Raw genomic sequence first — 25266 nt, 5'->3', positions numbered from 1 at the left:
CTTTTTCATTATCGAGAATAAAAACATAGTCTCTCATGATGTCACCTCCTCTTACGTATTGATATCATATATAGGAAAATCGATTGGTTAAATGATTACGTTTACATTTTATATAGATTAGCTTTAGTACTTCTTCATTTATTATACAATAATATTGAAAACGTTTACATGTTTTTTGTGAACATTTTATGAATTCCTGTATATAATTGAAACATTTAGCGGGATTCTGAATACATTTCTAACAAAAACCCCGCTCTCTATCCGATTAATTTAATATATTTATATTATTTTTAAGATACCTTGTTCGTGCTTCAATGTATCCACAGATCATTTCTTCCTCTTTATCAAACAAATGAATATTTTTATTTACATAACGATCTTTTGAAATATATGGCCTGATTACTTCCATTAATGTTCGAATTTTAGGCTTCATATATTCTACAGTGAATTGGTGTTGTAATATATTCTCTAACCGCTTTTGATATTGATGACGAAATGTTTTCACATTAAGAATTCGTGCGGTCAGTGTATTAAAACCTTCTATTCTCAAATAATCTTCAGCCATTAATTCTCCATGGATATCCCTTCCCCAAGTCGCATCATAGTCCCAGGGAATAATCTCAAAAAGACCAGACTCTCCGTTTCTATATAGCGCATAATTATGTACAAACCCGTCATAATTTTGGGTGAAAACCACTCCGGCAAGCCAGGCTATATATTTTTCAACGTTTAAATATCTAACAATTTCCTTTTCAAAGTTCAATCTAGAAATTGTATTTACTTTTATAATGAATTCATGCAATGCATGCTCATCTTCAATTTTTCCACACTTTCTCTCATACCCAAGTTCGAGTGATTTCTTTACATCTTGGTCAAGTTCACTCATTAATGAAAAATTGGCATCACCATCTACTGCATAAAATATAGACCCTTTAGGTAGTTTTTGATTTTCTAAAAAGTATTCATCCACTGATTCTAGTTCTAAATAAACTCCTTCGTTTTTCCCATTTATTTTTAGATTAACAAATCGTGATGTTGGTGCTAAGGAGCCAATATCTTTAAAAAAGTCTAAAGATAATTTATTTCTTATTAATGATGGATCCATAAATTCAGCGTTTAAATGCCATTCTTTTGCGTTCCGATACATCCCTGGCTTTCGAAAGATTATATGGTAGGATTTTTTTTCAAATTCCCGAATATGAGAACCTCGGTAGGCTAAATCGATGTTATACCTTTTTTTGTTTACAGTCAGCTTAGCTGGAATCGGCTCGTCAATCCAAATATCCCTTCTTAGTTCAGTAAAATCTATGGGATGAATAAATAGCTGATATTCAGTAAGTTTTTTAGTATGTTCCACCTCAAACCCTCGCCTTCCTGTTTCCCTCTAAATCGTCTTTCAGAATTTTTTTGATCACTGGGTGTTTGCAGTTTACAAATTTTGTACTAGCTACATAGATTATAGAAGGATAAGTTGTGTACACGCTACAGTACATTTCATTCCTTTTTATAACTATGAAATGGAGGCTAACAGTATGTCGAATTTCTTCAATGATGATATACAAAGAGCAGTAGAAAGGGCAAATCGTATCGGGGGAAGCGACTTTATGTTCGAGAGTCCAGAATCAAGCTCCTGTTCTAGAAAAGATACATGCAGTAATCGACGTCGCAGCTCTAACAATAACCGCCGTCGTTGTTCGAATGATCGACGCAGCTCTAACAATCGTCGCCGTTGCTGTTCGAATGATCGACGCAGCTCTAACAATAACCGCCGTCGTTGTTCGAATGATCGACGCAGCTCTAACAATCGTCGCCGTTGCTGTTCGAATGATCGACGCAACTCTAACAATCGTAGCCGTCGTTGTTCGAATAATCGTCGCAGCTCTAACAATCGTTGCCGTTGCTGTTCGAATAATCGTCGTTGCTCTTGCAATAAGTGTCGTAACAATTGTAGAAAAAATTGTAAATTCAGTCACAAACAAATATCTTTTAGCGGCTCAAATATGTGTGAGTTTAGAATGTGGAATTAAGTAAACAATAGCATAACCAAAGGTGATAAGATTTTCCTTATCACCTTTTTTATCTTGGTCGATACATTGCTTTTTAACGGTCAGAACATGTTTTATATTAAAATTGAATATTATTCTACCCCTCTAAGGTATCTAAAAAAAGTAATCATTAAACTTCGGCTAACTAGCACAAGGTCTGTCATTAATCAATACGCCAAAGTTAGCTTTCTTACCTGTTGTTAGTGAAACTTTCGTGAACTATTATAAAGATATAAATGATGAAGGGGGAATTTGTATGGCTCAATCTAAATCAAAATTAGCTGTGCAGAAATTCGGTAATTTTTTAAGTTCGATGGTTATGCCCAATATTGCCGCATTTATTGCATGGGGGCTTATAACGGCCCTATTTATACCAAGCGGCTTTATTCCAAATGAAGAACTAAATAAATTAGTCAGTCCGATGGTCAGCTTCTTACTTCCAATCTTAATTGGATATACAGGTGGTAAGCTGATGCATGAACACCGAGGCGGGGTAGTTGGAGCTATTGCCACAATGGGGGTAGTTGTTGGAGCTGACATTCCAATGTTCCTCGGAGCCATGATTATGGGACCACTCGGTGGTTACTTAATCAAGAAATTCGATCAGGCAATCGAAGGAAAAGTTAAAACCGGTTTTGAAATGTTGGTTAATAATTTCTCAGCTGGTATTCTTGGCGGAATCTTATCTATCCTATCATTCCTAATCGTCGGCCCTGCCGTTGCCATTTTCACTGGCTGGCTTGAAAACGGCGTTGAGTGGCTTGTTGCAATGAAACTATTACCTTTAACTAGTATTCTCATAGAGCCTGGGAAAATTTTATTCCTTAACAATGCTATTAATCACGGGATTCTTTCTCCAATTGGAACTGAACAAGCCCATGAAGCAGGGAAATCCATTCTCTTCCTGCTTGAAGCCAATCCAGGACCTGGGCTGGGTGTCTTGCTGGCATTTTCTATTTTTGGAAAAGGAACAGCCAAAAGAACTGCTCCTGGAGCGGCAATCATTCAGTTTTTAGGCGGTATTCACGAAATCTACTTCCCATACATCTTAATGCGTCCTATTCTTTTCCTCGCAGTCATTTTAGGCGGGATGAGCGGTGTGTTCACGATGTTACTTTTAGGCGGCGGTTTATTTGCACCGTCATCACCAGGAAGTATTCTTGCGATTGCTGCTGTTACTCCACATGATGCCGGCACATATCTTGCAAACTTTGCTGGAGTATTCGTTGCTGCTGCTGTTTCATTTATAGTTGCTATGTTCGTCTTAAAAACGGGTAAACAACCAGATGAAGATATCGATGATGCTGCGAATAAAATGCAAGAAATGAAAGGGAAAAAAGTTCGGTAACAGGTATGTTTACACAATCACAAGGTTTCCCGCAGAATGTTAGTAAAATCGTTTTTGCTTGTGATGCTGGAATGGGTTCAAGCGCTATGGGAGCCTCTCTCTTACGAAAGAAAGTCAAAGAAGCAGGATTACATGTAAACGTAACTAATACAGCTATTAGTAATCTTACGACTGATGCAGAAATTGTAATCACTCAAGATGAATTAACACCAAGAGCAAAAAACAAGGTACCGTCTGCTTACCATATTTCAGTTGATAATTTCCTTTCCAGTCCTGAGTATGATAAATTAATCAGCCAGTTACATGGTCATGTAACTGAAAAGGACCATGAAGAACTTGCAGCAGCCAATGTGCAGAACACAAGTGATGATACCTTATTACTGGAGAATAATATATTCCTTAACATGGAATTTGCAGACAAAGAAGAAGCAATCCGCTTTGCCGGCAGAGCATTAGTTAATGGAGGATATGTGGCCGAAAGCTATGTTGAAGCCATGATTGAACGAGATAAAATCACGTCTACTTATATGGGAAATGATGTAGCGATCCCCCATGGAACTGAAGAAGCGAAAAAGGCTGTTCTAAAGTCTGGCTTTACTGTTCTTCAAGTTCCTAATGGTGTAGACTTTAATGGAGAGAAAGTTCGGTTGATTTTCGGAATAGCAGGAAAAGATGGTACCCATTTAGAAATTCTCTCTGGCATTGCAGTGACATGTTCAGACATGGAGAACATTGAAAAAATGGTTCAAGCAACATCAGCTAAAGAAATAAAGAATATTCTAGATGAAAACTAATCAATAAATTTATTGAAATGGATAGAAAGCTGCATCATGCTTTCTATTCATTTCCCTGTTTATTTTGACATTCTCTATATGTCACAGGAAATGAGTTGATAACATGTTTATTTCCTCGAGGGAAAAAGCAATTATTGAATTAATCATTAGAACGTCCGGCAAACATACAGCCTTTTCAACTGCAAATTTTTTAAATGTAAGCGTTAGAACGATTCAGCGGGATTTAAAGGCAATAGAAAAGATTCTGAATCACTTCCAGCTTCGGTTAATTCGTACAACTGACGAAGGACTCCTTATCGAAGGAAAGAACGAGATGATTTTTCGTCTTGTCCAGAAACTGACAGAAATTACACCTGTTGATCAAACTCCAAAAGAAAGAAGGCTTGCCCTCCTTCTTATTCTTTTGCACGAAGGAGATTCCTTTAAGATTCAGGTCTTAGCGAACCAACTGAATGTCAGTATTACCACCTTGACATCCTATTTGGACGAATTGACAGAATGGATGAAGAATTACCAAGTCGTTCTTTCAAGAAAACGTGGTGTGGGCATTAGTTTAGAAGGTACTGAAAAAAACAAAAGAAAAGCACTTGCCGGCTATTTTTTATTACATTTCAATGAAGAACTGATTGAAGCTTTATTTCTATTAGAAAAAAGTGAAGTTTTTCAAGATAAAATCTTAGGGTATTTTTCACCAGATTTTCTGCTGATAACTGAGCGTTTAGTTAATGAAATCATCTATAAAGGTCCATCAAAACTAACCGATAGTGACTATGTTGCGCTCATTGTAACGATTTGTATTTCCATGCAAAGAATAAAGCTTGGTTTTCTTTTAAAAGATGATGAGGAACAACCTCCCTATGATATACCAGGAGAATATAGCATTATGGAACAGTTATGTGAAAAACTCGGGGAAAAATATTCTATCGTGTTTACACCCAAGGACATTTATTTATTAGCTGTTACCTTAAAGGGATCTAAAATTCATACAGCAGAAGCTATTCATGATGATAGTGTATTACTCGGATCCCATATTAAAAATGTCATTCGAAATATATCGGCACAGCTTAATATTGATTTAACAAGTGACTTTTCGCTTTTTCAAGGACTCCTTGCTCATATGGAACCCTCTCTTTTTCGGATTCAGCAAAAGATGGATTTGTTTAATCCTTTAACAGATGATATCAAAAAAAAGTATCCCGTATTGTTCATGGCCGTAAAGGACAGTTTGGAGAATGAATTCACTAATTTGGAATTCCCCGAAAATGAAGTCGCCTTCATTGTTCTGCATTTTGGTTCAGCTTTACTGTTAAGTGAAGAGGCCATGTCGATTAAATCCCTCGTGGTCTGTCCTACTGGAATTGGAACGTCTAAAATGCTGGCTAGCAGGATAAAAAAAGAAATTATCGAAATAGATACGGTCGAAATTAAATCTATTAAAGATCTAAATCAAGTAACCCTAAGCCAATATGATGTCATTATATCTACTGTAAGACTTCCATTTATGGATGTAGATTATCTTCTGGTAAGCCCCCTGTTGAGTAGTGAAGAAATAAAAACAATAAGGACCTTCTTGCAAAAAAATCTACAAACTCTTACAAAAAATAAATATCATTTAATGGTAAATGGGAAAGAAAAAACTAATTCGCGTATACGTACTCAGTCAATCACCGACGTTTTAAAAGAAATTAAAGAGGTACAATCAAGTATAGAAACCATTCTCAAAAACTTCTGTGTTTTTCAAAAGAAGAATGAACCTTATCAGCAGGTGATTATGGAGATGATTCATACAGCTGAGAAAAACCGTCTTTTATCCCAGCCTGAAGCAGTTTGGCATGAAATTATGGAGCGGGAGAAGTTAGGCGGGCTCGGAATTCCACGAACAAGCATGGCCCTTTTCCACTGTCGTCATGAAAATGTTCATGAATTGATATTCCAGATTACCCACTTGAACACCCCATGCATAGTTAAGGGAATGGATGGAAAAGACTTACCCATTAAAAATTTGATGATCTTGGCAGCTCCTAGAATTATGAGTGTCAGGGAGCAGGAAATACTTAGTTTGATAAGCACTAGTTTAATTGAAAACGATGAAGCCATACTAGCATTTTCATCTTCCAATGAGGATATGATTCGTTCTAAATTGGAAGCCATTTTCTTAGAGTATCTTCACAATAATCTAATAAAGGACTGATACAAATGAAAAAAGTCGTTCACTTTGGTGCAGGTAATATTGGAAGAGGATTTATCGGAGCACTATTTTCCCAGTCAGGTTATCATGTAACTTTTGTAGATATTGCTGATGAAATAATTAATCAATTAAACGAAGAAAAAACCTATCTTGTAAAGCTGGCAACAGAGCAAGGAGAAGTTACCAAAATTGATCATGTCTCTGGTCTTAATAATATGACACAAGAATCGGAGGTAATCGAAGCAATAAAAACTGCAACATACCTTACCACTGCTATCGGACCTAACATCCTGCCGCATATTGCTCCATTAATTGCTAAAGGAATAGCAGAAAGAGTTAAGGCATCTGACGAAAAAATATATATTATTGCTTGTGAAAACCAGATTTCATCTACGGACATATTGAAAAAATTCATCTTAGACTACCTGGAGGAAGAAACAAAAACAGCCATGCAAGATAAAGTATTCTTCTTTAATTCAGCAGTAGACCGGATTGTTCCCATTCAAAATACAAAAGGATCTCTTGATGTTCTTGTTGAATCCTATTATGAATGGGTGGTCGAAACAAAAGAAACCATTCCTCATGTTGAAGGCATGACCATTGTAGAGGAGTTAGCGCCTTTTATTGAAAGAAAACTGTTTACGGTTAATACTGGACATGCTGTTATAGCCTATCTCGGTTATCTAGCAAATAAATCAACAATTGATGAAACATTAGCAGATCCTGAAGTCCTGCAACAAGTTAAGGCAACATTGAATGAAACGGGAGCCTATTTAATTAAGCAGTATAATTTGAATCCAGACGAACATGAAAAGTACATTAATAAAATTATTCAACGCTTTAAGAACCCCTATTTAAACGATGGAGTAACAAGAGTAGGCCGCTCACCTATACGTAAGCTTGGTCCAGAAGATAGACTAGTACGACCAGCAGTACAAGCTCAAAAAGCCGGCCTCAGCTTTGACTACCTTGCCAAAGCAATGGCAGCAGCCCTGCACTTTGATTGTCAAGATGACCCTGAAGCAGTAACCATTCAAGCGATGATCCAAGAACATGGCGTATTCCATGCTTTAAAAGAAATTAGTAACTTAGACGAAAATAATGAAATAACAAGAACCGTCGTCCATCATTATGAATCCATGAAAAAGTAAACAGAATGACGATTAAACGGGGAATGAACTTTTGTTCATTCCCCGTTTTTGCATCCACTCATTTTACGATACTTTTTTGTTTGGCCTCTCTTAACCACATTGGGAATTCGTTTAATAGCTGGTCGTATAGTTCTTCATCTGATACTGTTTCAATGTTCATAAAGTGAAAGAAATTGGCATTATCGATCATTCTGCCATCCATTGTATCTAATTTTCTTAAAACATCAAAATTAGCATCACCAACGCCAACAAACTGCCAAAAAATTGGCTTGTCCGAAGATCCTACAATGAACTTTTTAATGCCTGATTTACAGCCTCCATCATTGATAAATACTAGGAAAACGGGCAGCTCACTTGGCTCTTCTTTTAGATATTTTTGCAAAACGTCTTTCATAACTTTTGGTTCATCATTTCTTCCGAATTTATGAATTGTATCGTTTGTCAAAATCTGTTCATTCACATAACCTGCAAAGTCTTTTTCCGTTACTTGAGGCAAACGAGTAAATTCATTGTCATAAATCCAAACGTCCAACGCCCCGTCATCATCAAATTGACTAGCAACTGCTAAAATTCGGTCAACAACTTTTTGGACTGTGCCATCATTATAAAGCTTTCTCATCGAACCGCTAATATCTAAAACCAAACCTACTTTGGCTGTAACATGTTGTATTTGCTTTTTCTCAAGCACAATTTGAACTTTCTTTTTTAATAGAGAAACGGTACTCATTTGCTGTGGAAGACTATCCACCTTAACTGGTTCTGTTGAGGACGGCTCGCTAACCTCAACGCCATATTCTGTACAAAGATCTGCTAACCCGCCAAAATAACCTGCCCCTACTGCCTCGTACTTCCATTCTCCCGCATGACGATACAAAGTACCGAGAACAATAGCATTTTCATTAGTAAAGGAGTACGTGACTGGAAAAGTCGTTAATACTTCCTTTGTTTTATCATTTATAACCTGCAGCTCAATCTCTGATACATTAGCAAATATATTCCCTGTTGCTTCAGGGTGATCAATGGTCAGCGTAAAGACAATCTTTTGAACATCAAGGGGCACTTGAGTTAGGTTAATGACAAAATGCGGCTTCTCTAATTGCTCTAATCGCACCGAACCGCAGCTAGAGACAGGTTGTCCATAAAACACAAAGTCTTCTTCCCTGACAACTTCCCCCTTTTCACCAATCATAAAAGCAGATGCATCAATCTCCATATCTTTTCCTACATGCCAATTCATTTTCACGTCTACTAATTCTATATCTGATTTATTTTTAGTCAGATCCATTTTTTGACCTTTTACTACTGTCAAACTCATTGCTTTTTCCCTCCCTCGAGCGTCTAATTATTATCATCTTTTATTATGCAATAGTTCATTACTTTTTTCAGCAAAATAAACAAGGCTGATTCCCACTTGGAATCAACCTTGTTTATTTTGCTGCTTGTGACATACCTATTCCCCTTTAATCATGATTTCTAATAAACGATTCCTTTAAATAAAATCTTTGCTTGGTTCCCTAATTTCTTTTGCCTTTGAAAATCTTTGACCTTTCTTATGGCATCCATCATTCCAGTGGCTTCTATAATAATCTCCTGTGGTTCGATGTCGTAATCAAGTATAAATATATAATCCTTCATAAAGTCTCCCCCTTTAGCTATAGTTTATAAATTGATTATATTGAACGTATAGTTTTTTTATGTATTTTCATTAAGTTAATGAATGCGCTTACATTTAATTATAATATGAAGGAACAGCCTTTAAGAGCTTTTTTGTAGCATTAAAAAAGATTATCTTATGGTTTAACAATCCCTATGGACTGTTAAACCACTCTGTTTTCTTTTCGTAGGATTAATGAGGCATTGGCGGCTGAGACTGTGCTGGTGCAAATCCATTTACCATTTGTTGAATATCCGCAGGGGCAAGCTGTGGAACTTGATAATAATGATGTTTGTTTTGATATAGTGATATCTCATAAGCCATCTCTATGCAGTTTGGAACAGAATCAGCAAAAACGCGGCGAACCACTGGATTGGTAAGTTCCAATGTTGACATAGCTTTCAAAGATGCCCCTGCTTTTACTTCTCCTAGCATAAGACTCGAAATACATTCATCAGTAATGTCAGACACTGATTGTATCGGTTTCTTTGGCTGTGACGGCTTAAGTCCATATATAAAATCATTGCCTTGTTTCATTTTATAACTTTGTGTCGGTTTAGATGGATCCATTCCTGTCTTAAAGCACTCTACAGATATGTTATATTCCTCTTGAATAAACTGATACTGACGATCTAGAATGTCCTTTAACTCTGGATCTTTAATATGTTGGCGTAACAAGGTATATAAGTTTAATGTATTGATTGTCCCAGTTAGGACTTCATGTACATCAAATAACTCATGGCCCCCATGGTTCATTTGCGGGGGCACAGCACCTGTTTGCATATTTTGATGAATTTGTTCTTGTTGATTTTGCTCCATTGGTATTCCTCCTCATATCTAATTAACATGACAACTGTTAGTATGATAAAAGGCCAAGAATTTATTCTATTTCATGAGTTGGACTCCAAAAATAAAGAGGATAACTCTGCGTGAGTTAACCTCCTTCAAATAATTAAACGTTGAATATATGGTTAATTTGATCAATAGCAAAGTCCAGCTCTTTTTTTGTTATGGTTAGCGGTGGAGCAAAACGAATCACTGTTTCATGCGTTTCTTTACAGAGTACATGTAATTCTTTTAATCGTTCACAATAAGGTCTTGCTTCTTCAGTTAATTCTACTCCGATGAATAAGCCTCTGCCCCGAATTTCTTTGATCTTAGGACTCTTAATTTCCTGTAAACGTCCCATAAAATATTCTCCAAGTTCTAATGAACGTTCGGCAAGCTTTTCTTCTTCAAGTACTTCAAGAGAAGCTATGGAAACAGCGCAGGCTAATGGATTACCACCGAATGTCGAACCATGAGAACCAGGATTAAACACGCCAAGAATTTCACGATTTGCAGCAACACACGAAATGGGGAATACTCCACCACCGAGCGCTTTCCCTAATATATACATATCTGGAGTTACTTCATCCCAGTCTGAAGCAAATGTTTTCCCTGAACGTCCAAGTCCTGATTGGATTTCGTCGGCAACGAAGAGAACGTTGTTTTCTTTGCACAATTCAAAGGCTGCTTTTAAAAATCCTTGAGGAGGTATAATAATCCCTGCTTCCCCTTGGATCGGTTCTATTAAAAATCCTGCCGTTTGAGGCGTAATTGCTTCTTTCAATGCTTCCAAATCGCCATATGGAATCAGCTTGATTCCTGGTAACATTGGACCAAATCCTCTTTGATATTCTTCATCCGAAGACAGTGACACAGCTGCCATTGTCCGGCCATGGAAATTACCTGTACAAGCAATAATCTCCGCTTGATTATCAGGAATCCCTTTCACATCATAGCCCCACCGTCTAACAGCCTTGATCGCTGTTTCAACTGCTTCAGCACCCGTATTCATTGGCAGCGCCATGTCTTTTTGTGTCAGTCGGGCAATTTTTTGATACCATGGACCAAGCTGATCATTATGAAACGCACGAGAAGTCAATGTAACACGTTCTGCTTGATTTTTTAAAGCTTCGATAATTTTCGGATGTCTATGTCCTTGATTCACAGCTGAATAAGCACTTAGCATATCCATATACTTATTTCCATCAGGATCTTCCACCCATACTCCTTCGGCCCTTGTAATAACGATTGGGAGCGGATTATAGTTATTCGCACCGTATTGCTCTGTTTGCTCGATTACTTTTTCTGTTCTCGTTCTCATGCTAAATCCCTCCATCCTGCTTCTTTCATTATTAATACTGCAAGATTTGTGCCAACATAAAACACTTTAAACAATGAAGTAATCACCCTCCCTGCAAAGAGGTTTTGCATTATGGGTGCAAAAATCGGATCACAGGTGCAAAGAATCATTGCACCAATATTTTTATTGATTTACACTATAAATATTAATAAGAATGGGGGATTCGATGTTTTTAGATAATGAAGATTTTCATTCTATCTTATATTCACTAACAGATGTTATTGATATTGGCATACATATAATAGATCAAAATGGACTAACCATTGTTTACAATAAGAAAATGAGTGAAATAGAAGGCATGTCAGCAGAAGATGTATTAATGAAAGAAATCCCAGAAGTTTTCAAGTTTCACGAAGAAACAGAAAGCACCTTAATTCGTGCTCTCCATCATGGTCAAGAAACCAAAAACTCTAAACAAACCTACTTTAATAATCGTGGTCAAGAAATCACCACCATAAATAATACAATTCCAATCTTCAATCAATCCCAAAAAGTGATTGGGGCAATAGAAGCGGCTAAGGACATCAGCAGTCTTGAACGATTAATCAAAGATAATATATTAAATAAAGGCGAAACCAAATATACCTTTGAAAGTATTATTGGAGAAAGTGAGAATTTCTTAGCTGTCATTGAAAAAAGTAAACGTTCAACTAGAACCGCCTCATCTATCCTCATCGTTGGAGAAACAGGGACAGGAAAAGAATTATTTGCACAAAGTATTCATAATGGCAGTAATCGATCGACTATGCCGTTTATCAGTCAGAACTGTGCTGCTCTTCCTGATAGTTTAATCGAAGGCATTCTTTTCGGTACGAAGAAAGGGGCTTTTACTGGATCCATTGAACGTCCGGGATTATTTGAACAAGCACATGGCGGAACCATTCTTCTAGATGAAATTAACTCACTGAATCCTCAATTACAGGCAAAGCTGCTGCGTACTATTCAAGAACGCACCATCCGTAGAGTAGGTGATACGAAGGATATAGACATCGATGTTCGGATTATCGCGACGATCAACGAAGAGCCAATAGACGCCATTGCAAACGGTCATTTACGAAAAGATCTTTACTACCGGCTAAGTGTGGTCACGTTGTTTATCCCGCCGCTGCGGGAACGAAAACAAGATATCCATCTGCTGGCTCAATCATTTATCAGAAAATTTAATGATTTATTTGAGTTGAATATTGAGGATATTAGTGAGGAAGCTTACTCTCTTTTTTATGATTACGAATGGCCGGGAAATGTAAGAGAGCTTGAACACATTATTGAGGGCGCGATGAATTTATTAGAATCCACTGATAAAACTATTCAAACCTCACATCTGCCTACTTTTTCTAAAAAGAAAGTTCCTGTTAAAACCAATCAACATGAAGAAGTTTCTGAATCCTTACTTTCACTTGAAGACTATCTCTCAACCACTGAAAAATTATATTTGGAAAATGTACTAAAGCGGTATCAATTCAATGTCTCTCAAGCTGCTAAAGCATTACAAATAAGCAGACAAAGTCTCCAATATCGATTAAGAAAATATCAAATCAAATCATTTACTGTTTGATTATATTCTCTCCAATCACACAATAGCATTTATATTTTCATGCAATATGATAAGATAATGAAAGTACATAAACATGGGAGGCCGTCATGAATCGTTTCAAAACTATTTCCATTGTTATGATTGTTGTTGCAGTCTTAGCAATCTGGATCCTTCAAAAGGATCACTCAGCGGTACACCTTCAATGGCGTATATTAATTGCCGCTGGCGGATCAGTATTATCTGGCGTATTGGCTTATTTTCTTTTACAAAAAGACATCGAACATGTTGATTCAAAACCCGATAAGTAATGCTTAAACCCCACTTCACAAAGTGGGGTTTTTTCTTGCTCCCTCCAAAAAAGATAAAAATGTCCAAGCCATTTACGTTTGGCATCATAGAATATAGTAAGTTTAAAAATGAGGAGGCTTTGATTATGGGATCTTACAAAAACGATAAAGAATGCAAATGTGATGTAGAGCAAAATGTGAATGTAACTGTAAATGCACCTGCTGGAGAGCAGGGTCCAACTGGACCTGCTGGACCGACCGGTGCACCCGGAGTCGTCAATTATTCATTTTCTCAACCTTCCAGTATCTTTGTTCCTTCCCCAGGTTTATTTACAGTGACAAATTCCGAAACCCCAATTACTAATCTATCAATCACACTCACCCAAGCAGCTGTGGTCGAATTAAAAGGGGCAATCGGGTGGAGCTCTCCAACCTTCTTTTCTATCAATATGATTTCGCCGAATTTACCTGAACTTGTCTTCATCTGGCGTATACGCCGCGGAGTAAATGGACCTGTCATTTGGGAGAGTCGTGATGGAATCAGCCTTGAAAATGGTGAACAATCACTATTTTCAAAATCAGTTTTCCATATTGATGCAAGTGCTGGATTAGGTCCTGTCACCTACGAACTAACTGGACAAGTGGACCCTCTATCCTCTCTAGGATCAACAGCGGAAATCAACGGACCCATTTCCTTTGTCGCCACAGCTTTTCCGGTATAACCAATTTCGATCATTGTTTGGAACAGCGAGACTTTTGTGTGCTTGAAGCTCATCTAACCATGTGTTTCAGGCCTTTTTGTGCGGGATTGGTTAATGAAACTATTGAAATGAAGAGAAAAGTTACCCCATTTTCAAAGACCAATGGTTGAGGTGTGCAGAACACGCTAATTTCTGAGCAAATGACGTTTTTGAGCGAACAGGTTTATTGAAAAAATAGAGAGATCATATAGAAGAAGTTATCCTATTTTCAAAGACCAATTGTCGTGGTGTGTGCAGAACAAGCCTTTTTCAGTGCAAAGGACGTTTTGTGTTATTGAACAATCATCAATGGTGAGCAGTTGAACAGTATTAAAAGACTGTCGAGAGTTTCTCGGCAGCCTAAGTATTTTACTTCATTAAGTTCACTAGTCTTTGACCGGATAATCCATCATTTTTAGAATCTGTTACATACCGTTCTCGTGCTTCTTGATATTTTTCCCTTTCTTCACTGGAGAGATAATACTGATTCAGGATGTCGCTAAGTACGTCCGGGTCATCTTGGATATATGCTCCGAACGAATCAAAATAGTCGTAGGTCCGATTGCTGAATAAAAAATTAAACAGGAACACGGGTACATTAAATAAGATACTTTCTAGGGCCACCGTGGATAATGATGAAACCACCCCATCAACATGAGAAAGCAGATCATATAAATTATTTTCTCTTGATGTATAAACTTTAATGGCTTTGTTCGTTTGCTCTAGGTTTAGATACGTTTGATACTTCCCTTTCCCCATCTCCCATGGATGAGGCTTTATCAGCAGCTGAAATGAATGTCCAGCGATGTTTTTAATTAGTTCTTCAAATTTGACTTGATCAAGATTTGGTCCAGTAATCACTAATAAGGTCAACTTATCCGGATCAAGACCAATTTTTTCAAAAAATGTTGCTTTGTCAGATGGAGAGTGAGTAAAGATTTCATCAAATTTCGGATGACCGATTTGAGCTATTCGTTCAATGGATACTCCTCTTTGTTCATACCATTTCCGTTCATATTCCCCGTAAACTCCTACAAGGGTTGTAAAGACTGGCATAAATGCTTCTTCCCCCATTAGGATACCGTGCTGCAAGCAAATGCTCTTAATCCCCCGCATAGAACCGACGATTGAGAGCGCTCTACTCAACATATCTTCAGTCGTCCCTACAATTACAGCGGATATTTTCACGTGGTCAAATAGATTAATTGCTGAACAGATGGCTTTTACGATGAGCGGAATTCGTTTTAAAAAAGTCTGTTGGAACACCTCATTACCAAATGCAACATGCGTTTTGAATTGTTCAAAAATAGCCGTGGCCTGTGTCGTTAATTCAATAACAGCCTGCTCATCATTTTCTTCATAAATTCTCATGCAGACGGTTGGAATTCCATATATTTCTGTTTTTTTCGAGCGTGTAAGAATCATCGTTTCCTTAGAGTCAAACACTTGGGAGTAAGTTTGTTCAGGAATGCGCGTGTAATCTGAGACAATTAATGTCTTTCCGCCTGCCAATCGTCGAAAGCTGCCTTCTCCGAGTATCTCTTCAAAATAAGGCTGTATCCTTCTCTGTTCCATAACGGGAAATCTTAAACCAGCCTGAAATTCCTCTTTTTCCATCTTCGTTTTTAGTTCCTCATTGATTTGTTGATAAAAGTTCGTCAGCAAAACGATGGGGATCTTTCGAAATGAAAGCTGATTAAATGTTTCCACAAAATCTCGATAGAGCGACCAATAATTCGTTAAATAGGTACTCATACTCCCTTCCCCTTCCTTAAGGCCCTAATTGATTCTCTCAGCTCTTTACATGTTCTTTGATCTGGAAGCAATTCTGAAAATTTATTCGGAGTATCACTAAATAATTGAGCATGGATGGATTTGGGGGTTATATAGTTAAAATCGAGGATTTCATTTAGAGGATAAAATGGCCAATAATGATTAATTCTCCAAAAAAATCTCGCATCTCCCAACCGGTAGAATTGCGGATCTTCATCCCAATAGGAACCATAGGCTTCCTTAATTTTAGGAAGGATCGACATCCTGTGCATAACCGAACAATGGTCAGTCATACACGAAGCAAGCCATGAAATCGATTTTGCTGGACGATCCACACTTTTCGTTGTTTCCCCTGACCCATTTAAATGTACGGTTTTTGATGCTGAATAGACAATCATCGCTTCCTGCTGGTCCTCTAAAAAGGCTACCATTTTCTCAATTTTTTGTTTGTGGAAAACATTATCATCTGTTGCATAGGTTATATACTCACCTTGTGCTAGATCCAGCGCTTGATTAATTAAAACAGCGTAGCGGGTTTTTTCTACCCTTTCCTCCAGCGTTTGGATATTGCTTTTATAAAACTTTACTCGCTCATCCTTCAAATATGGTTCAATCACCTTTAAGGTTTCTTCATTTGAATTGTCATCCATAATAAATAGTTCAAAATCCTGATAAGATTGACCTAAAATGGATTGAATCGTTCTGTCCACATATTCCTGTTTATTATAGCTTGTTAGAATGACTGTCACTTTTGGCAAAAAAAACACCTCTTTTCATAGAATTTTAGAACTCAGCTGTTAAAAGAAGGTCCAATCTGCAGGCGTACCTGCCTTGATTTCTTTTACTACTTTTTTTCCTAGTAAAATATCATAATATTTTGGCGCTAACCCATATCCAGGTCTAATTATTCGAAGGTTTTCCTTCGTTAACACCTCGCCGGCTTTTATATCTTTGACCACAAAGACAGACCTTCTAAATTTCAGTGAACTTTTCTCTGCTTCTGTTGGTCCATACGAAATCCCTCCCAAAGCCTGCCACGCAGCAAGGGTGTCATTGACCAATAACTGCATGTCTGCTGGTTCCAACGAAAAAGTAGAATCGACACCTCCCTCTGCACGAGATGTGGTAAAGTGCTTTTCAATAATGGTCGCACCAAGGGCTACACTCGCCACCGATACAGCCGTTCCTAAGGTATGGTCAGATAACCCAATTTGGCAGTTAAAGAGTTTTTGCATATGTGGAATGGTTGAAAGATTGGTGTTTGTCGGAAAAGCAGGATACGTACTGGTACACTTTAAAAGAATAAATTCTTTACAACCAGCTTCTTTGAGGCAGCGAACCATATCATCGAGTTCTCCCAGACTGGCCATACCCGTAGAAATGATCAATGGTTTACCTGTAGCAGCTGCCTTCTTAATAAGAGGAAGATCATTATTCTCAAATGATGCGATTTTGTACATAGGGACTGCTAAATCTTCAAGGAAGTCTACTGCAGTTTGATCAAATGGCGTACTAAAAGGTATGAGTCCTAGTTCTCTACATCTGGTAAAAATCGGTTCGTGCCATTCCCATGGGGTATAAGCTTGTTGATACAGTTTATAGAGATTGTTTCCGTTCCATAAACTATCTGTATCCTGAATGTTAAAGACCTGATTATCTACATTGACTGTCATCGTATCTGCCGTATACGTTTGGATTTTTAACGCGTGGGCGCCTGCTTTGGCTGCTGCGTCAACAATTTCCAAAGCACGTTCCAGCGATTGATTATGGTTCCCAGACATTTCTGCAATGATAAACGGCGGCTGGTTCGGTCCAACCATCCGTCCTCCTAGATTAATACCTTCCATCAACTCACTCCTCATTTCGAGACTTCACCTTTTCTTTAGATAAAACAAAGCGATTATTTGCCCCTGCTGATTTTGATAGACTCCTTCTTTTTCAAACCCTAATTTCCGATGTAACCCTTTACTTTTTTTGTTAAAGATAAGCACTTCTCCAATGATTTTATTCATGTGCAGCTGATAAAAGGCATAGTCAATAGCTAATGTTGTCATGATCGTTCCCGTACCTTTTGGAGCATCTTGTTCACCAACATAGAAGCCCCAAACACATTCATCCTTTACCGTTTTCTTAAAAGACACGAACCCTAAAGGTTTATCAGGACCGATAAACACCCGAAAATAATTCGAGTTATGCATCGCATCTTCAAACCAGCGACAGTGCTCTTCGTACCTAATGGGGTGATTAGAAAACATGTTCACCCTCACTTCTTCTGCATTTCTCCATTGAAAAATCATGTCCTTATCACTATCAACTAATTCCCGTAAAAAATAGGTCATCTTATTCATCTACTCTCATAATCTCTTGAACTAGCATCTGTTGGCTCAAACGATTATTCTTCATTAACAGATAGCCTCTAATGGACATCTCCGTTCGTGCTGTTTCATTACCCAATAAGCTACATAATTGTTTCGATACTAAAGAGGTTTCTACTTCTTCTTTTTTACCTAAATAGGCCACGATTTTTTTTCTTCCCGCATTCTCACAAATCTTCACTTGATTATCAGCAATACTCCACACGATCGACGGTAACCCCATCATACAGCGTTCCCAGGTTGTCGTACCGCCTGCTCCAATGGATAGATCCGCCTTATACATTAATTCAGCAAGATAATTAACCTGATAGTGAAACGTAAGAAAATCATATTGTTTGCAGATATGGGCCAATTCTTTTTTATGGAGATTCGTTTGACCAACTACAAGATCTATCTGAATATCCGTTCTATTCAATGCCAAAAAGGCGTGTAAGGCTTTCTTTGTTTCATTCGTTTGATCACTTCCGCCAAAAAAGAGCAAAAGTCTTTTCACTGGTCCCCTTCGAATTCTCCGCTTCACCGGAAAATAAAATTCACTTCTAAATAAGACAAAGTTAGGTCCTAAAAAAGTTTTACAAGGAGCGGGAACAAGAGACTTATAACGTAATTGATACTCATCATAATCATTTTGGTCTAGTAAAAAATCACAATCATGTTTTCGATCAGCTAAATCGTCAATCACCATTATCTTTTTTGTAGTCTCTCTAAGAATACTTTCCCACACCTCATTAATTGCATAATGATCAATGACTAACAGATCCACTGCTTCCTTCTTTAACAGCCGTTTTGTTTGTGCTGCATCTTGTTGCTGTGACACCCTCAACCATTGTGATTGAGCCGTGTCAGCAGGCAGTGATTGTTTTTCCTGAACAAGGGGAAGTCTTAAGACGGTGTATCCTTTTATTTCGATCAAATCACACAAATGTCCAACATGTTCTCGACAAATAAACCTGACTTCAGCACCATGTCTTCGCAATTTTTCCGCAAGAGTTAGACATCTTATCACATGCCCTGTACCTATCTCTATAGAAGCATCAACCCGTATAAGGACGTTCATTGCACATCTTTCTGTTCAACATGTGAATTTAGTAAGTTCCATTTTGGATTTTTTTGCAGCAGATAGAGGATATCTTCGAGAGAAAAGGATTGGTTTTTCTTATAAAGATGTTCAATGATCAAACGGACTAACAATAAGTCTTCCTCTGTATCAACGGTTAACCGATGATGTTGCAGGCTGCTTGAATGTGTAACCTGACCAATTATAAAGCGTTCAGGATGTTTATATAGATAGGGCGTGACGTGTTCACGATACCCTGCATTTGTTGTTTCTCGATGACATTGTTTTAAAGCATCCATTGAAAATACCTCAATATCAAATCCACGCGGATATGTTCTTTTAATAGTATTTGACACATAATCATATCGAGTACTATTTCGAAATTCGTTAACCACCTTATCAATAATAAGTGGATCAATTAAAGGACAATCAGACGTTAGACGCACAACTGCATCGGCCTCATAGTGAATGGCTGCTTCATAAAACCTTTCTAATACATCTTCTTCTGCGCCCCGGTAACAAGGGACTTTTACCTTCTCACACAGATCAATGATCGGCTGTTCCGTTTCTCGTTGTGTAGTTGCCACAATAAGATTTTGAATGGATTGCGACCTTCTTACTCTCTCAATCTGATATTCAAGCAGTGATTTACCCAGAACTTCTTTCATTACTTTTCCAGGCAGTCTCGTCGAACCCATCCTTGCTTGAATAATTGCTACTATTTTCACAATATCACCTGCTAATCAATTAGAATATGTGTTGATAACCTCTTTGACAGCCTCAATCACATCACTCACATCATTTTCTGTCATAGCTGGAAAAAGGGGCAATGTTATCACTTGTTCATACAGCTTTTCTGCCTGTGGGCAAAGACCCTGCTTATACCCTAATTCTTGATAATACGGTAAAAGGTAAACCGGAATATAGTGCACATTTACACCTATATTTTTATTAATTAATGCTTGCAGTATTTCTTTACGATTTCCTGTTAACTTGTCTCGTTCAAGACGGAGAACATATAAATGCCAACTTGACTGACAATTCGTTTGTTGAAACGGAATGGTGATCCCGCTCGTATTCTTAAAGGCCTCGTTATACATGGAGGCATAGTTCATCCTTAAGGCTAAAAATTTATCTGCTTTCTTTAACTGACTAGACCCAAGAGCTGCCTGGATATCTGTTAAACGATAGTTATACCCTAAGAAAAGCATCTCGTAATACCAGGGTCCATGATTTTCTTTCATCATGTTAGGATCACGGGTAATGCCATGCGAACGAAATTGAATTAATTTCTCATAATATACTTTGTTATTCGTTGTAATAACGCCGCCTTCTCCCGCTGTAATATGTTTCACGGGGTGAAAACTAAACATGGTCATATCGCTAATGGATCCTATCTTTCTTCGTTTGTACTCAGCCCCTAACGCATGCGCTGCATCTTCAATAATAATGAGCTGATGTTTTTTTGCGAGATCATGTATTTCATCTAAAGCGCTTGGCTGTCCCGTAAAATGAACGGGAATAATTGCTTTTGTTTTATCCGTAATCTTCTGTTCAATCTCTTTTGGGTTTATGTTATAGGTTTGCTCATCAATATCAGCAAAGATTGGCTTTCCACCTTGATATAAGATACAGTTTGCACTCGCTGCAAATGTTAACGGACTTGTGATGACTTCATCCCCGGCACCTATACCCGCTGCATAGCATGCTCCGTGCAGCGCGGCCGTTCCATTTGAAAATGTGACTGCATACTTCGCACCCACAAAGTCAGCCAACTCCTGTTCAAATTTCGTTACATAAGGGCCGGTAGTAAGAAAGTCTCCTTTTAACACATTTACCACGGCATCGATATCTTCTTGATCAATCCATTGCCTTCCATAGGGAAGAAACGTCTCTCTTATTGCTCTATTTTGATCCATTCACCTTCACCATCCACGCTATAGACTGGTCTCATCTTATTCAGCAACTAATTTTCTCAGTTCTTCGACTGACAACCATTGATCATTCGTATTACTAACATAGCTGAACCCTTCTGCTAGTAACTTTCCATCTTTTGTATAGGCAGCATCCCACCAGGGGAACTCAGGTTGTATCACATAATAGTCGTCATATTCTACTGTCCGACGGGCATCGTCTTCCGTGATCATCGTTTCATGTAATTTTTCACCTGGGCGAATCCCATTAAATTCAACTTTACAGTTTGGAGCAATTGCTTTCGCCAAGTCCATGACATTCATACTCGGAATTTTCGGAACGAATATTTCTCCGCCCTTCATTCTTTCTAGACCATCAATCACGAACTGCACCCCTTTGGTTAAAGTAATCCAAAAACGAGTCATCCGCTCATCGGTAATCGGAATGATGCCAGTATCTTTGATACTTTTAAAAAATGGAACGACGCTGCCACGACTCCCAACAACGTTTCCATAGCGAACCACACTAAAGCGGGTTTTCTTAGTGCCTGCATACGAATTCGCTGCTACGAATAATTTATCTGAAGCCAGCTTAGTCGCGCCATACAGGTTTACAGGACTTGCTGCTTTATCCGTGCTTAATGCAATGACCTTTTCCACCCCTCTGTCGATCGCTGCTTCAATAATATTTTGTGCTCCATGAATATTTGTTTTAATGGCTTCAAACGGATTATACTCACAGACACCTACGTGCTTTAATGCTGCAGCATGAATAACTATATCTACGCCTTCAAACGCACGAAATAACCTCTCTTTATCACGGACATCACCAATAAAGAAGCGCAGTCTTGAGTCTGTAAACTCTTGAGCCATTTCATACTGTTTTAATTCATCCCGGCTAAAAACAATTACTTTCTTTACTTCACTTTTCAAAATGGTACTGATAAATTTCTTGCCAAATGACCCTGTACCGCCTGTTACTAGGACCGTCTTTTGCTTTAAATGAGACATACTCATTCCTCCTTACTTTTTTCAAAAAGTCTATTTAGGATGACTTGAATTCTATGGAACATGGTATGACCGCTTAAAGCCTTTTTATAAGCATTTTGACTATACTGGGTTCGTTCCACTTCATTTTTCATAAAAAAATATATCAACTCGATACAGTGTTGAGGACATGAATAGACAACGATTTCTTTTTCGAGGGCAAAATGCACACCTGTATCAGGTTTATGAGGAATTAGCTGAAACCCACCGCACGCCGCGATATCAAAGCATCGATTATTGATACTTTTACTTGTAATTCCAAGATTATTTTGGTTTGCAACAAAGTTGTCATCTCGATGGGGATTCAATATAATTTTCGATTGATTAAATACGTTTCGGATCAGATGAGGACTACTCCATCTATTAATAATCGTTACTCTTTTCTGATCATTCTCTGTAATCGATTTCCTCCATCCTGGACCAACCACTATCAAACTATATCGAGTCTCTGCTAGAATGCGTTGAACCAACTCGACTCTTCCTGGGTATGGAAACCCTGCTAGACATAGATCATACTTCGCTTTCACTTCCTCGGGTTGATAGATAGAAGGAATCGTTCCAAGAGGCAGATGTAAAATATCTTTCTCCGGAAACAATACTTTATAAAACTCAAATGCAGCCAAATCAATGGTAAAAACATGCTGAAAATAAGGTATTAATTCTATGGATCTATCTAGGTAAAAGGGATCCTCCGTAAACCACACACATAATACAGCACCCGTTTTTTTCAGGTAGTTTAATAATTGTTTATCTGTCTTATAACCAACAAGTGTAATAACCACATCTGGGTTAGATTGCTTAATTACTTCCCTTAGTTCTTTTGTTAGAGTGGGATTTATTTTTACTACGGAGTGTCCTAATTTCAAGAATTCATCCTCAACTGTTTGTTCTATATAAGGGTAGATACCTTTATAACTAGAAGAAATGAGTATAATGTTCATGACAGATTTTCTCCTTGTCGCACATTTTTGGTATACGCCCCTTACTTTTTCTTGGTATTGTATTCAGGTAAGGTAGAGATTGTGTGGACAAACTGCCATCAATTATACTTTTGATAGTCAATTCTAACTTTATTAGACAGATAGTTAGTAACATGCTAGAATTTATGGATGAACCTTACAAAATTTACCTTTCAAAACACATATGTTTTAAGAGGACAAAAAGGGAGAGTGTCAGTTTGGAGAAAGTAATAACCTTAACGAATGTATCGAAGAAAATTGGAAAAAAGCTGATTATTGATAATATCAGCTTTGACGTCCATGCCGGAGAAGTGTTTGGATTTCTTGGGCCTAATGGTGCTGGAAAAACAACCACAATCAGAATGCTGGTTGGCTTAATGAAGATTACTTCCGGTGATATTAAGATCGGCAAGTATAGTATTTCTACAGATTTTGAAAAGGCAATCGCCCAAGTAGGCGGTATCGTTGAAAACCCAGAAATGTATAAGTTTATGTCAGGTCTTGATAATCTAAAGCAATATGCCAGAATGACTAAGGGTGTAACTAACGAGCGAATTTTAGAAGTGGCTGAACTGGTCGGACTTCAGGATCGTTTAAAAGAAAAAGTAAAAACGTACTCACTGGGTATGAGGCAGCGTTTAGGTATTGCGCAAGCATTACTCCACCGGCCGAAGATATTGATACTCGATGAACCAACAAATGGCTTGGATCCTTCGGGAATACGTGAAATTCGGGATTATATTAAGAAGCTTGCCCGCGAAGAAAATATGGCAGTTATCGTTTCCAGTCATTTATTAGCTGAAATGGAAATGATGTGTGACCGAATTGGCATTATCCAAAACGGACGGATGATTGATGTCCAAAATGTTAACGATATGATGACCGAAGATAACAAAAGTTATTCGATCGATGCAAGACCTATTTCGAAAGCATTAACTGTCCTGCAAGCATCTATTACCGACGCGGTTATTACTCAAGGAAAACGGTCTATTGAGATTACTGGGACTTCTATTAATATGCCGAATATTATTAAAACACTTGTTGAAAACGATTGTGAAATCTATGAAGCAGCGCCTATTAATAAATCTCTAGAAGATAAATTCCTCGAGATAACTGGTAATAAAGGAGGCGTAGCATAATGGGCCTTTTAGCAAATGAATGGATTAAGATTTTCAAACGAAAAGCAACCTTCATTATGATTGGAATCACTCTACTGCTGGTGCTTGGTACGGCCGTTGCGTTATATTTCTTTGATAAGCCAGATACGAATAGTGAAAACGGTGCTTGGAAAGAAACACTTACCGAAGAGAATAAGGAATATACTAATGAAGATATCGAATTTTATAAGCAAACTATCGCAGAAAATCAATATCGAATTGATCACAATCTACCTCCAAGCACGACGTATAATGTCTGGGACTTTATGACGGATGCCGTAGGCTACATATCATTCGTTGCCCTCTTTACGATTATTATAGCAGCAGGTATCATTGCTAATGAGTTCAGCTGGGGTACTATCAAATTACTGCTCATCCGCCCTATCAGCCGTGTAAAGATCTTACTTAGTAAATACATAACCGTTTTATTATTTGCTTTGTTCATGATTAGCACCCTATTCGTATCAAGCTTTCTATTCGGTTCTATTTTCTTTGGGTTTGAGGGTACCCAGCCCTATCTGGCATACGTCAATGGTGAAATAATCGAACGGAATATAATTGTTCAATTACTTATTGAATATGGGTTAGAGTCAGTGGGTCTGCTCATGTTTACGACACTAGCCTTTATGATTTCCGCTGCATTCCGCAACAGTTCACTTGCTATCGGACTAGCAATTTTCTTTTTATTATCAGGTAATATTATTACCGGAATAATCGGCGCTTACTATGATTGGGCAAAATACCTTATTTTCGCCAATATTAATCTAAGTCAATATATTAATGGCTCAAGTCTTATTGATGGCATGACGATGACCTTCTCTGTGATTATGCTGGCTATTTATTTCATAATCTTTATGGTAATCGCTTTTATAGCCTTCGTGAAGCGTGATGTGTCGGCATAACGAACGGTAAAGAAAAAGAGAAACCCCAAAAGTTCGGATAGTTAATTATCCAAACCTTTGGGGTTTCTCTTTAGACAATAAAAGTCTTTGGAACAAAAAGAAAAGCAATATTAACAATCATATCACTTTAAACATCGAACCTATTTATTTTTCT

Annotated in this window: 22 protein-coding genes and 2 pseudogenes; 8 read left to right on the top strand and 16 right to left on the bottom strand. The window is 37.8% G+C overall.

Annotation, left to right across the window (positions count from 1 at the left end):
* Positions 1-265 precede the first annotated feature (265 nt).
* Positions 266-1357 (bottom strand): CotH kinase family protein, encoded by a 1092-nt coding sequence (locus WYK_RS22630; RefSeq protein ID WP_040376686.1) that lies wholly within the window; start codon positions 1355-1357, stop codon positions 266-268.
* Between the two features lie 265 nt (positions 1358-1622).
* Positions 1623-1973, bottom strand: coding sequence for a hypothetical protein (locus WYK_RS22625; RefSeq protein WP_040376685.1), 351 nt, complete (start codon positions 1971-1973; stop codon positions 1623-1625).
* A gap of 328 nt (positions 1974-2301) precedes the next feature.
* Here WYK_RS22625 and WYK_RS22620 point away from each other — a divergent pair.
* From WYK_RS22620 to WYK_RS22610, 3 genes and pseudogenes are all read left to right on the top strand, one after another.
* A pseudogene (locus WYK_RS22620) lies at positions 2302-4187 on the top strand (PTS mannitol transporter subunit IICBA).
* A 103-nt stretch (positions 4188-4290) separates the two neighbouring features.
* Positions 4291-6378, top strand: coding sequence for a BglG family transcription antiterminator (locus WYK_RS22615; RefSeq protein ID WP_040376684.1), 2088 nt, complete (start codon positions 4291-4293; stop codon positions 6376-6378).
* 5 nt (positions 6379-6383) lie between these two features.
* On the top strand, positions 6384-7526 hold the full coding sequence (locus WYK_RS22610; protein WP_040376683.1) for a mannitol-1-phosphate 5-dehydrogenase: 1143 nt from the start codon (positions 6384-6386) through the stop codon (positions 7524-7526).
* Between the two features lie 58 nt (positions 7527-7584).
* Here the strand turns inward: WYK_RS22610 and WYK_RS25915 are convergent, their stop codons facing one another.
* From WYK_RS25915 to WYK_RS22595, 5 genes and pseudogenes are all read right to left on the bottom strand, one after another.
* Complete coding sequence (locus WYK_RS25915; RefSeq protein WP_040376690.1) at positions 7585-8253, bottom strand: vWA domain-containing protein; 669 nt, start codon at positions 8251-8253, stop codon at positions 7585-7587.
* Between the two features lie 75 nt (positions 8254-8328).
* Positions 8329-8841 (bottom strand): annotated as a pseudogene (locus WYK_RS25910) (TerD family protein); the annotation flags it as partial.
* Between the two features lie 158 nt (positions 8842-8999).
* Complete coding sequence (locus WYK_RS25065) at positions 9000-9161, bottom strand: hypothetical protein (RefSeq protein WP_161629168.1); 162 nt, start codon at positions 9159-9161, stop codon at positions 9000-9002.
* A 211-nt stretch (positions 9162-9372) separates the two neighbouring features.
* Positions 9373-9999, bottom strand: a complete 627-nt coding sequence (locus WYK_RS22600) for a spore coat protein (protein ID WP_040376682.1) — start codon at positions 9997-9999, stop codon at positions 9373-9375.
* 133 nt (positions 10000-10132) lie between these two features.
* On the bottom strand, positions 10133-11329 hold the full coding sequence (locus WYK_RS22595) for an ornithine--oxo-acid transaminase (protein ID WP_040376681.1): 1197 nt from the start codon (positions 11327-11329) through the stop codon (positions 10133-10135).
* Positions 11330-11516: 187 nt separating this feature from the next.
* Between WYK_RS22595 and WYK_RS22590 the strand changes: the two genes are divergently transcribed.
* From WYK_RS22590 to WYK_RS22580, 3 genes are all read left to right on the top strand, one after another.
* Positions 11517-12923 carry a sigma-54 interaction domain-containing protein gene (locus tag WYK_RS22590; protein WP_407951473.1) on the top strand — a complete coding sequence of 469 codons (1407 nt, stop codon included), beginning with the start codon at positions 11517-11519 and terminating at the stop codon, positions 12921-12923.
* An 86-nt stretch (positions 12924-13009) separates the two neighbouring features.
* Positions 13010-13210, top strand: coding sequence for a hypothetical protein (locus WYK_RS22585; protein ID WP_040376679.1), 201 nt, complete (start codon positions 13010-13012; stop codon positions 13208-13210).
* 125 nt (positions 13211-13335) lie between these two features.
* A complete protein-coding gene (locus tag WYK_RS22580; protein ID WP_051387861.1) occupies positions 13336-13911 on the top strand; it encodes a hypothetical protein in 576 nt (191 codons plus the stop codon).
* Positions 13912-14298: 387 nt separating this feature from the next.
* Here WYK_RS22580 and WYK_RS22575 read toward each other — a convergent pair whose 3' ends face one another.
* From WYK_RS22575 to WYK_RS22535, 9 genes are read right to left on the bottom strand one after another with little or no spacing between them, the layout of a single operon-like run.
* Positions 14299-15684 carry a CDP-glycerol glycerophosphotransferase family protein gene (locus tag WYK_RS22575; RefSeq protein ID WP_051387859.1) on the bottom strand — a complete coding sequence of 462 codons (1386 nt, stop codon included), beginning with the start codon at positions 15682-15684 and terminating at the stop codon, positions 14299-14301.
* A complete protein-coding gene (locus WYK_RS22570) occupies positions 15681-16460 on the bottom strand; it encodes a glycosyltransferase family 2 protein (protein ID WP_040376678.1) in 780 nt (259 codons plus the stop codon). Before WYK_RS22570 ends, WYK_RS22575 begins: the two co-directional genes overlap by 4 nt.
* Positions 16461-16499: 39 nt before the next feature.
* Positions 16500-17549 (bottom strand): pseudaminic acid synthase, encoded by a 1050-nt coding sequence (gene pseI / locus WYK_RS22565; RefSeq protein ID WP_040376677.1) that lies wholly within the window; start codon positions 17547-17549, stop codon positions 16500-16502.
* Positions 17550-17573: 24 nt separating this feature from the next.
* Positions 17574-18050 (bottom strand): UDP-4-amino-4,6-dideoxy-N-acetyl-beta-L-altrosamine N-acetyltransferase, encoded by a 477-nt coding sequence (pseH, locus tag WYK_RS22560; protein WP_051387857.1) that lies wholly within the window; start codon positions 18048-18050, stop codon positions 17574-17576.
* Entirely contained in the window at positions 18043-19134 is a 1092-nt protein-coding gene (gene pseG, locus WYK_RS22555) for a UDP-2,4-diacetamido-2,4,6-trideoxy-beta-L-altropyranose hydrolase (protein WP_040376676.1), read from the bottom strand. The genes pseH and pseG overlap by 8 nt, the downstream gene beginning before the upstream one ends.
* Complete coding sequence (locus WYK_RS22550; protein ID WP_040376675.1) at positions 19131-19862, bottom strand: cytidylyltransferase domain-containing protein; 732 nt, start codon at positions 19860-19862, stop codon at positions 19131-19133. The genes pseG and WYK_RS22550 overlap by 4 nt, the downstream gene beginning before the upstream one ends.
* Before the next feature lie 15 nt (positions 19863-19877).
* Positions 19878-21053, bottom strand: coding sequence for a UDP-4-amino-4,6-dideoxy-N-acetyl-beta-L-altrosamine transaminase (gene pseC, locus WYK_RS22545; protein WP_040376674.1), 1176 nt, complete (start codon positions 21051-21053; stop codon positions 19878-19880).
* A 36-nt stretch (positions 21054-21089) separates the two neighbouring features.
* Positions 21090-22058: a UDP-N-acetylglucosamine 4,6-dehydratase (inverting) gene (gene pseB, locus WYK_RS22540; RefSeq protein WP_152526540.1), complete on the bottom strand. Its 969-nt coding sequence runs from the start codon at positions 22056-22058 to the stop codon at positions 21090-21092.
* Positions 22059-22060: 2 nt separating this feature from the next.
* Complete coding sequence (locus WYK_RS22535) at positions 22061-23035, bottom strand: CgeB family protein (RefSeq protein ID WP_040376672.1); 975 nt, start codon at positions 23033-23035, stop codon at positions 22061-22063.
* 236 nt (positions 23036-23271) lie between these two features.
* Here WYK_RS22535 and WYK_RS22530 point away from each other — a divergent pair, with 236 nt between their 5' ends.
* Together WYK_RS22530 and WYK_RS22525 are read left to right on the top strand one after the other, a co-directional pair.
* The gene (locus tag WYK_RS22530; protein WP_040376671.1) at positions 23272-24192 is read left to right on the top strand and encodes an ABC transporter ATP-binding protein; all 921 of its coding nucleotides are present in this window, start codon (positions 23272-23274) and stop codon (positions 24190-24192) included.
* On the top strand, positions 24189-25112 hold the full coding sequence (locus WYK_RS22525) for an ABC transporter permease subunit (RefSeq protein WP_051387855.1): 924 nt from the start codon (positions 24189-24191) through the stop codon (positions 25110-25112). The genes WYK_RS22530 and WYK_RS22525 overlap by 4 nt, the downstream gene beginning before the upstream one ends.
* Positions 25113-25266 lie beyond the last annotated feature (154 nt).

Origin of the sequence: Peribacillus psychrosaccharolyticus ATCC 23296, assembly GCF_000305495.1 — a bacterium.
Lineage (GTDB): Bacteria > Bacillota > Bacilli > Bacillales > DSM-1321 > Peribacillus > Peribacillus psychrosaccharolyticus.
The sequence above is the reverse complement of the archived record's forward strand: the minus strand, read 5'-3'. Positions and strand labels throughout refer to the sequence as shown.

Excerpts from the sequence above, each read along its gene's own strand:
- WYK_RS22615 (WP_040376684.1), top strand. The coding sequence starts at position 4,291 with ATGTTTATTTCCTCGAGGGAAAAAGCAATTATTGAATTAATCATTAGA.
- pseB (WP_152526540.1), bottom strand. The coding sequence starts at position 22,058 with ATGTCTCATTTAAAGCAAAAGACGGTCCTAGTAACAGGCGGTACAGGG.
- pseC (WP_040376674.1), bottom strand. The coding sequence starts at position 21,053 with ATGGATCAAAATAGAGCAATAAGAGAGACGTTTCTTCCCTATGGAAGG.
- pseG (WP_040376676.1), bottom strand. The coding sequence starts at position 19,134 with ATGAACGTCCTTATACGGGTTGATGCTTCTATAGAGATAGGTACAGGG.
- WYK_RS22575 (WP_051387859.1), bottom strand. The coding sequence starts at position 15,684 with ATGAGTACCTATTTAACGAATTATTGGTCGCTCTATCGAGATTTTGTG.
- WYK_RS22600 (WP_040376682.1), bottom strand. The coding sequence starts at position 9,999 with ATGGAGCAAAATCAACAAGAACAAATTCATCAAAATATGCAAACAGGT.
- pseH (WP_051387857.1), bottom strand. The coding sequence starts at position 18,050 with ATGAATAAGATGACCTATTTTTTACGGGAATTAGTTGATAGTGATAAG.
- WYK_RS22595 (WP_040376681.1), bottom strand. The coding sequence starts at position 11,329 with ATGAGAACGAGAACAGAAAAAGTAATCGAGCAAACAGAGCAATACGGT.
- WYK_RS22580 (WP_051387861.1), top strand. The coding sequence starts at position 13,336 with ATGGGATCTTACAAAAACGATAAAGAATGCAAATGTGATGTAGAGCAA.
- WYK_RS22610 (WP_040376683.1), top strand. The coding sequence starts at position 6,384 with ATGAAAAAAGTCGTTCACTTTGGTGCAGGTAATATTGGAAGAGGATTT.
- WYK_RS25065 (WP_161629168.1), bottom strand. The coding sequence starts at position 9,161 with ATGAAGGATTATATATTTATACTTGATTACGACATCGAACCACAGGAG.
- pseI (WP_040376677.1), bottom strand. The coding sequence starts at position 17,549 with ATGGAAGGTATTAATCTAGGAGGACGGATGGTTGGACCGAACCAGCCG.
- WYK_RS22535 (WP_040376672.1), bottom strand. The coding sequence starts at position 23,035 with ATGAACATTATACTCATTTCTTCTAGTTATAAAGGTATCTACCCTTAT.
- WYK_RS22585 (WP_040376679.1), top strand. The coding sequence starts at position 13,010 with ATGAATCGTTTCAAAACTATTTCCATTGTTATGATTGTTGTTGCAGTC.
- WYK_RS25915 (WP_040376690.1), bottom strand. The coding sequence starts at position 8,253 with ATGAGTACCGTTTCTCTATTAAAAAAGAAAGTTCAAATTGTGCTTGAG.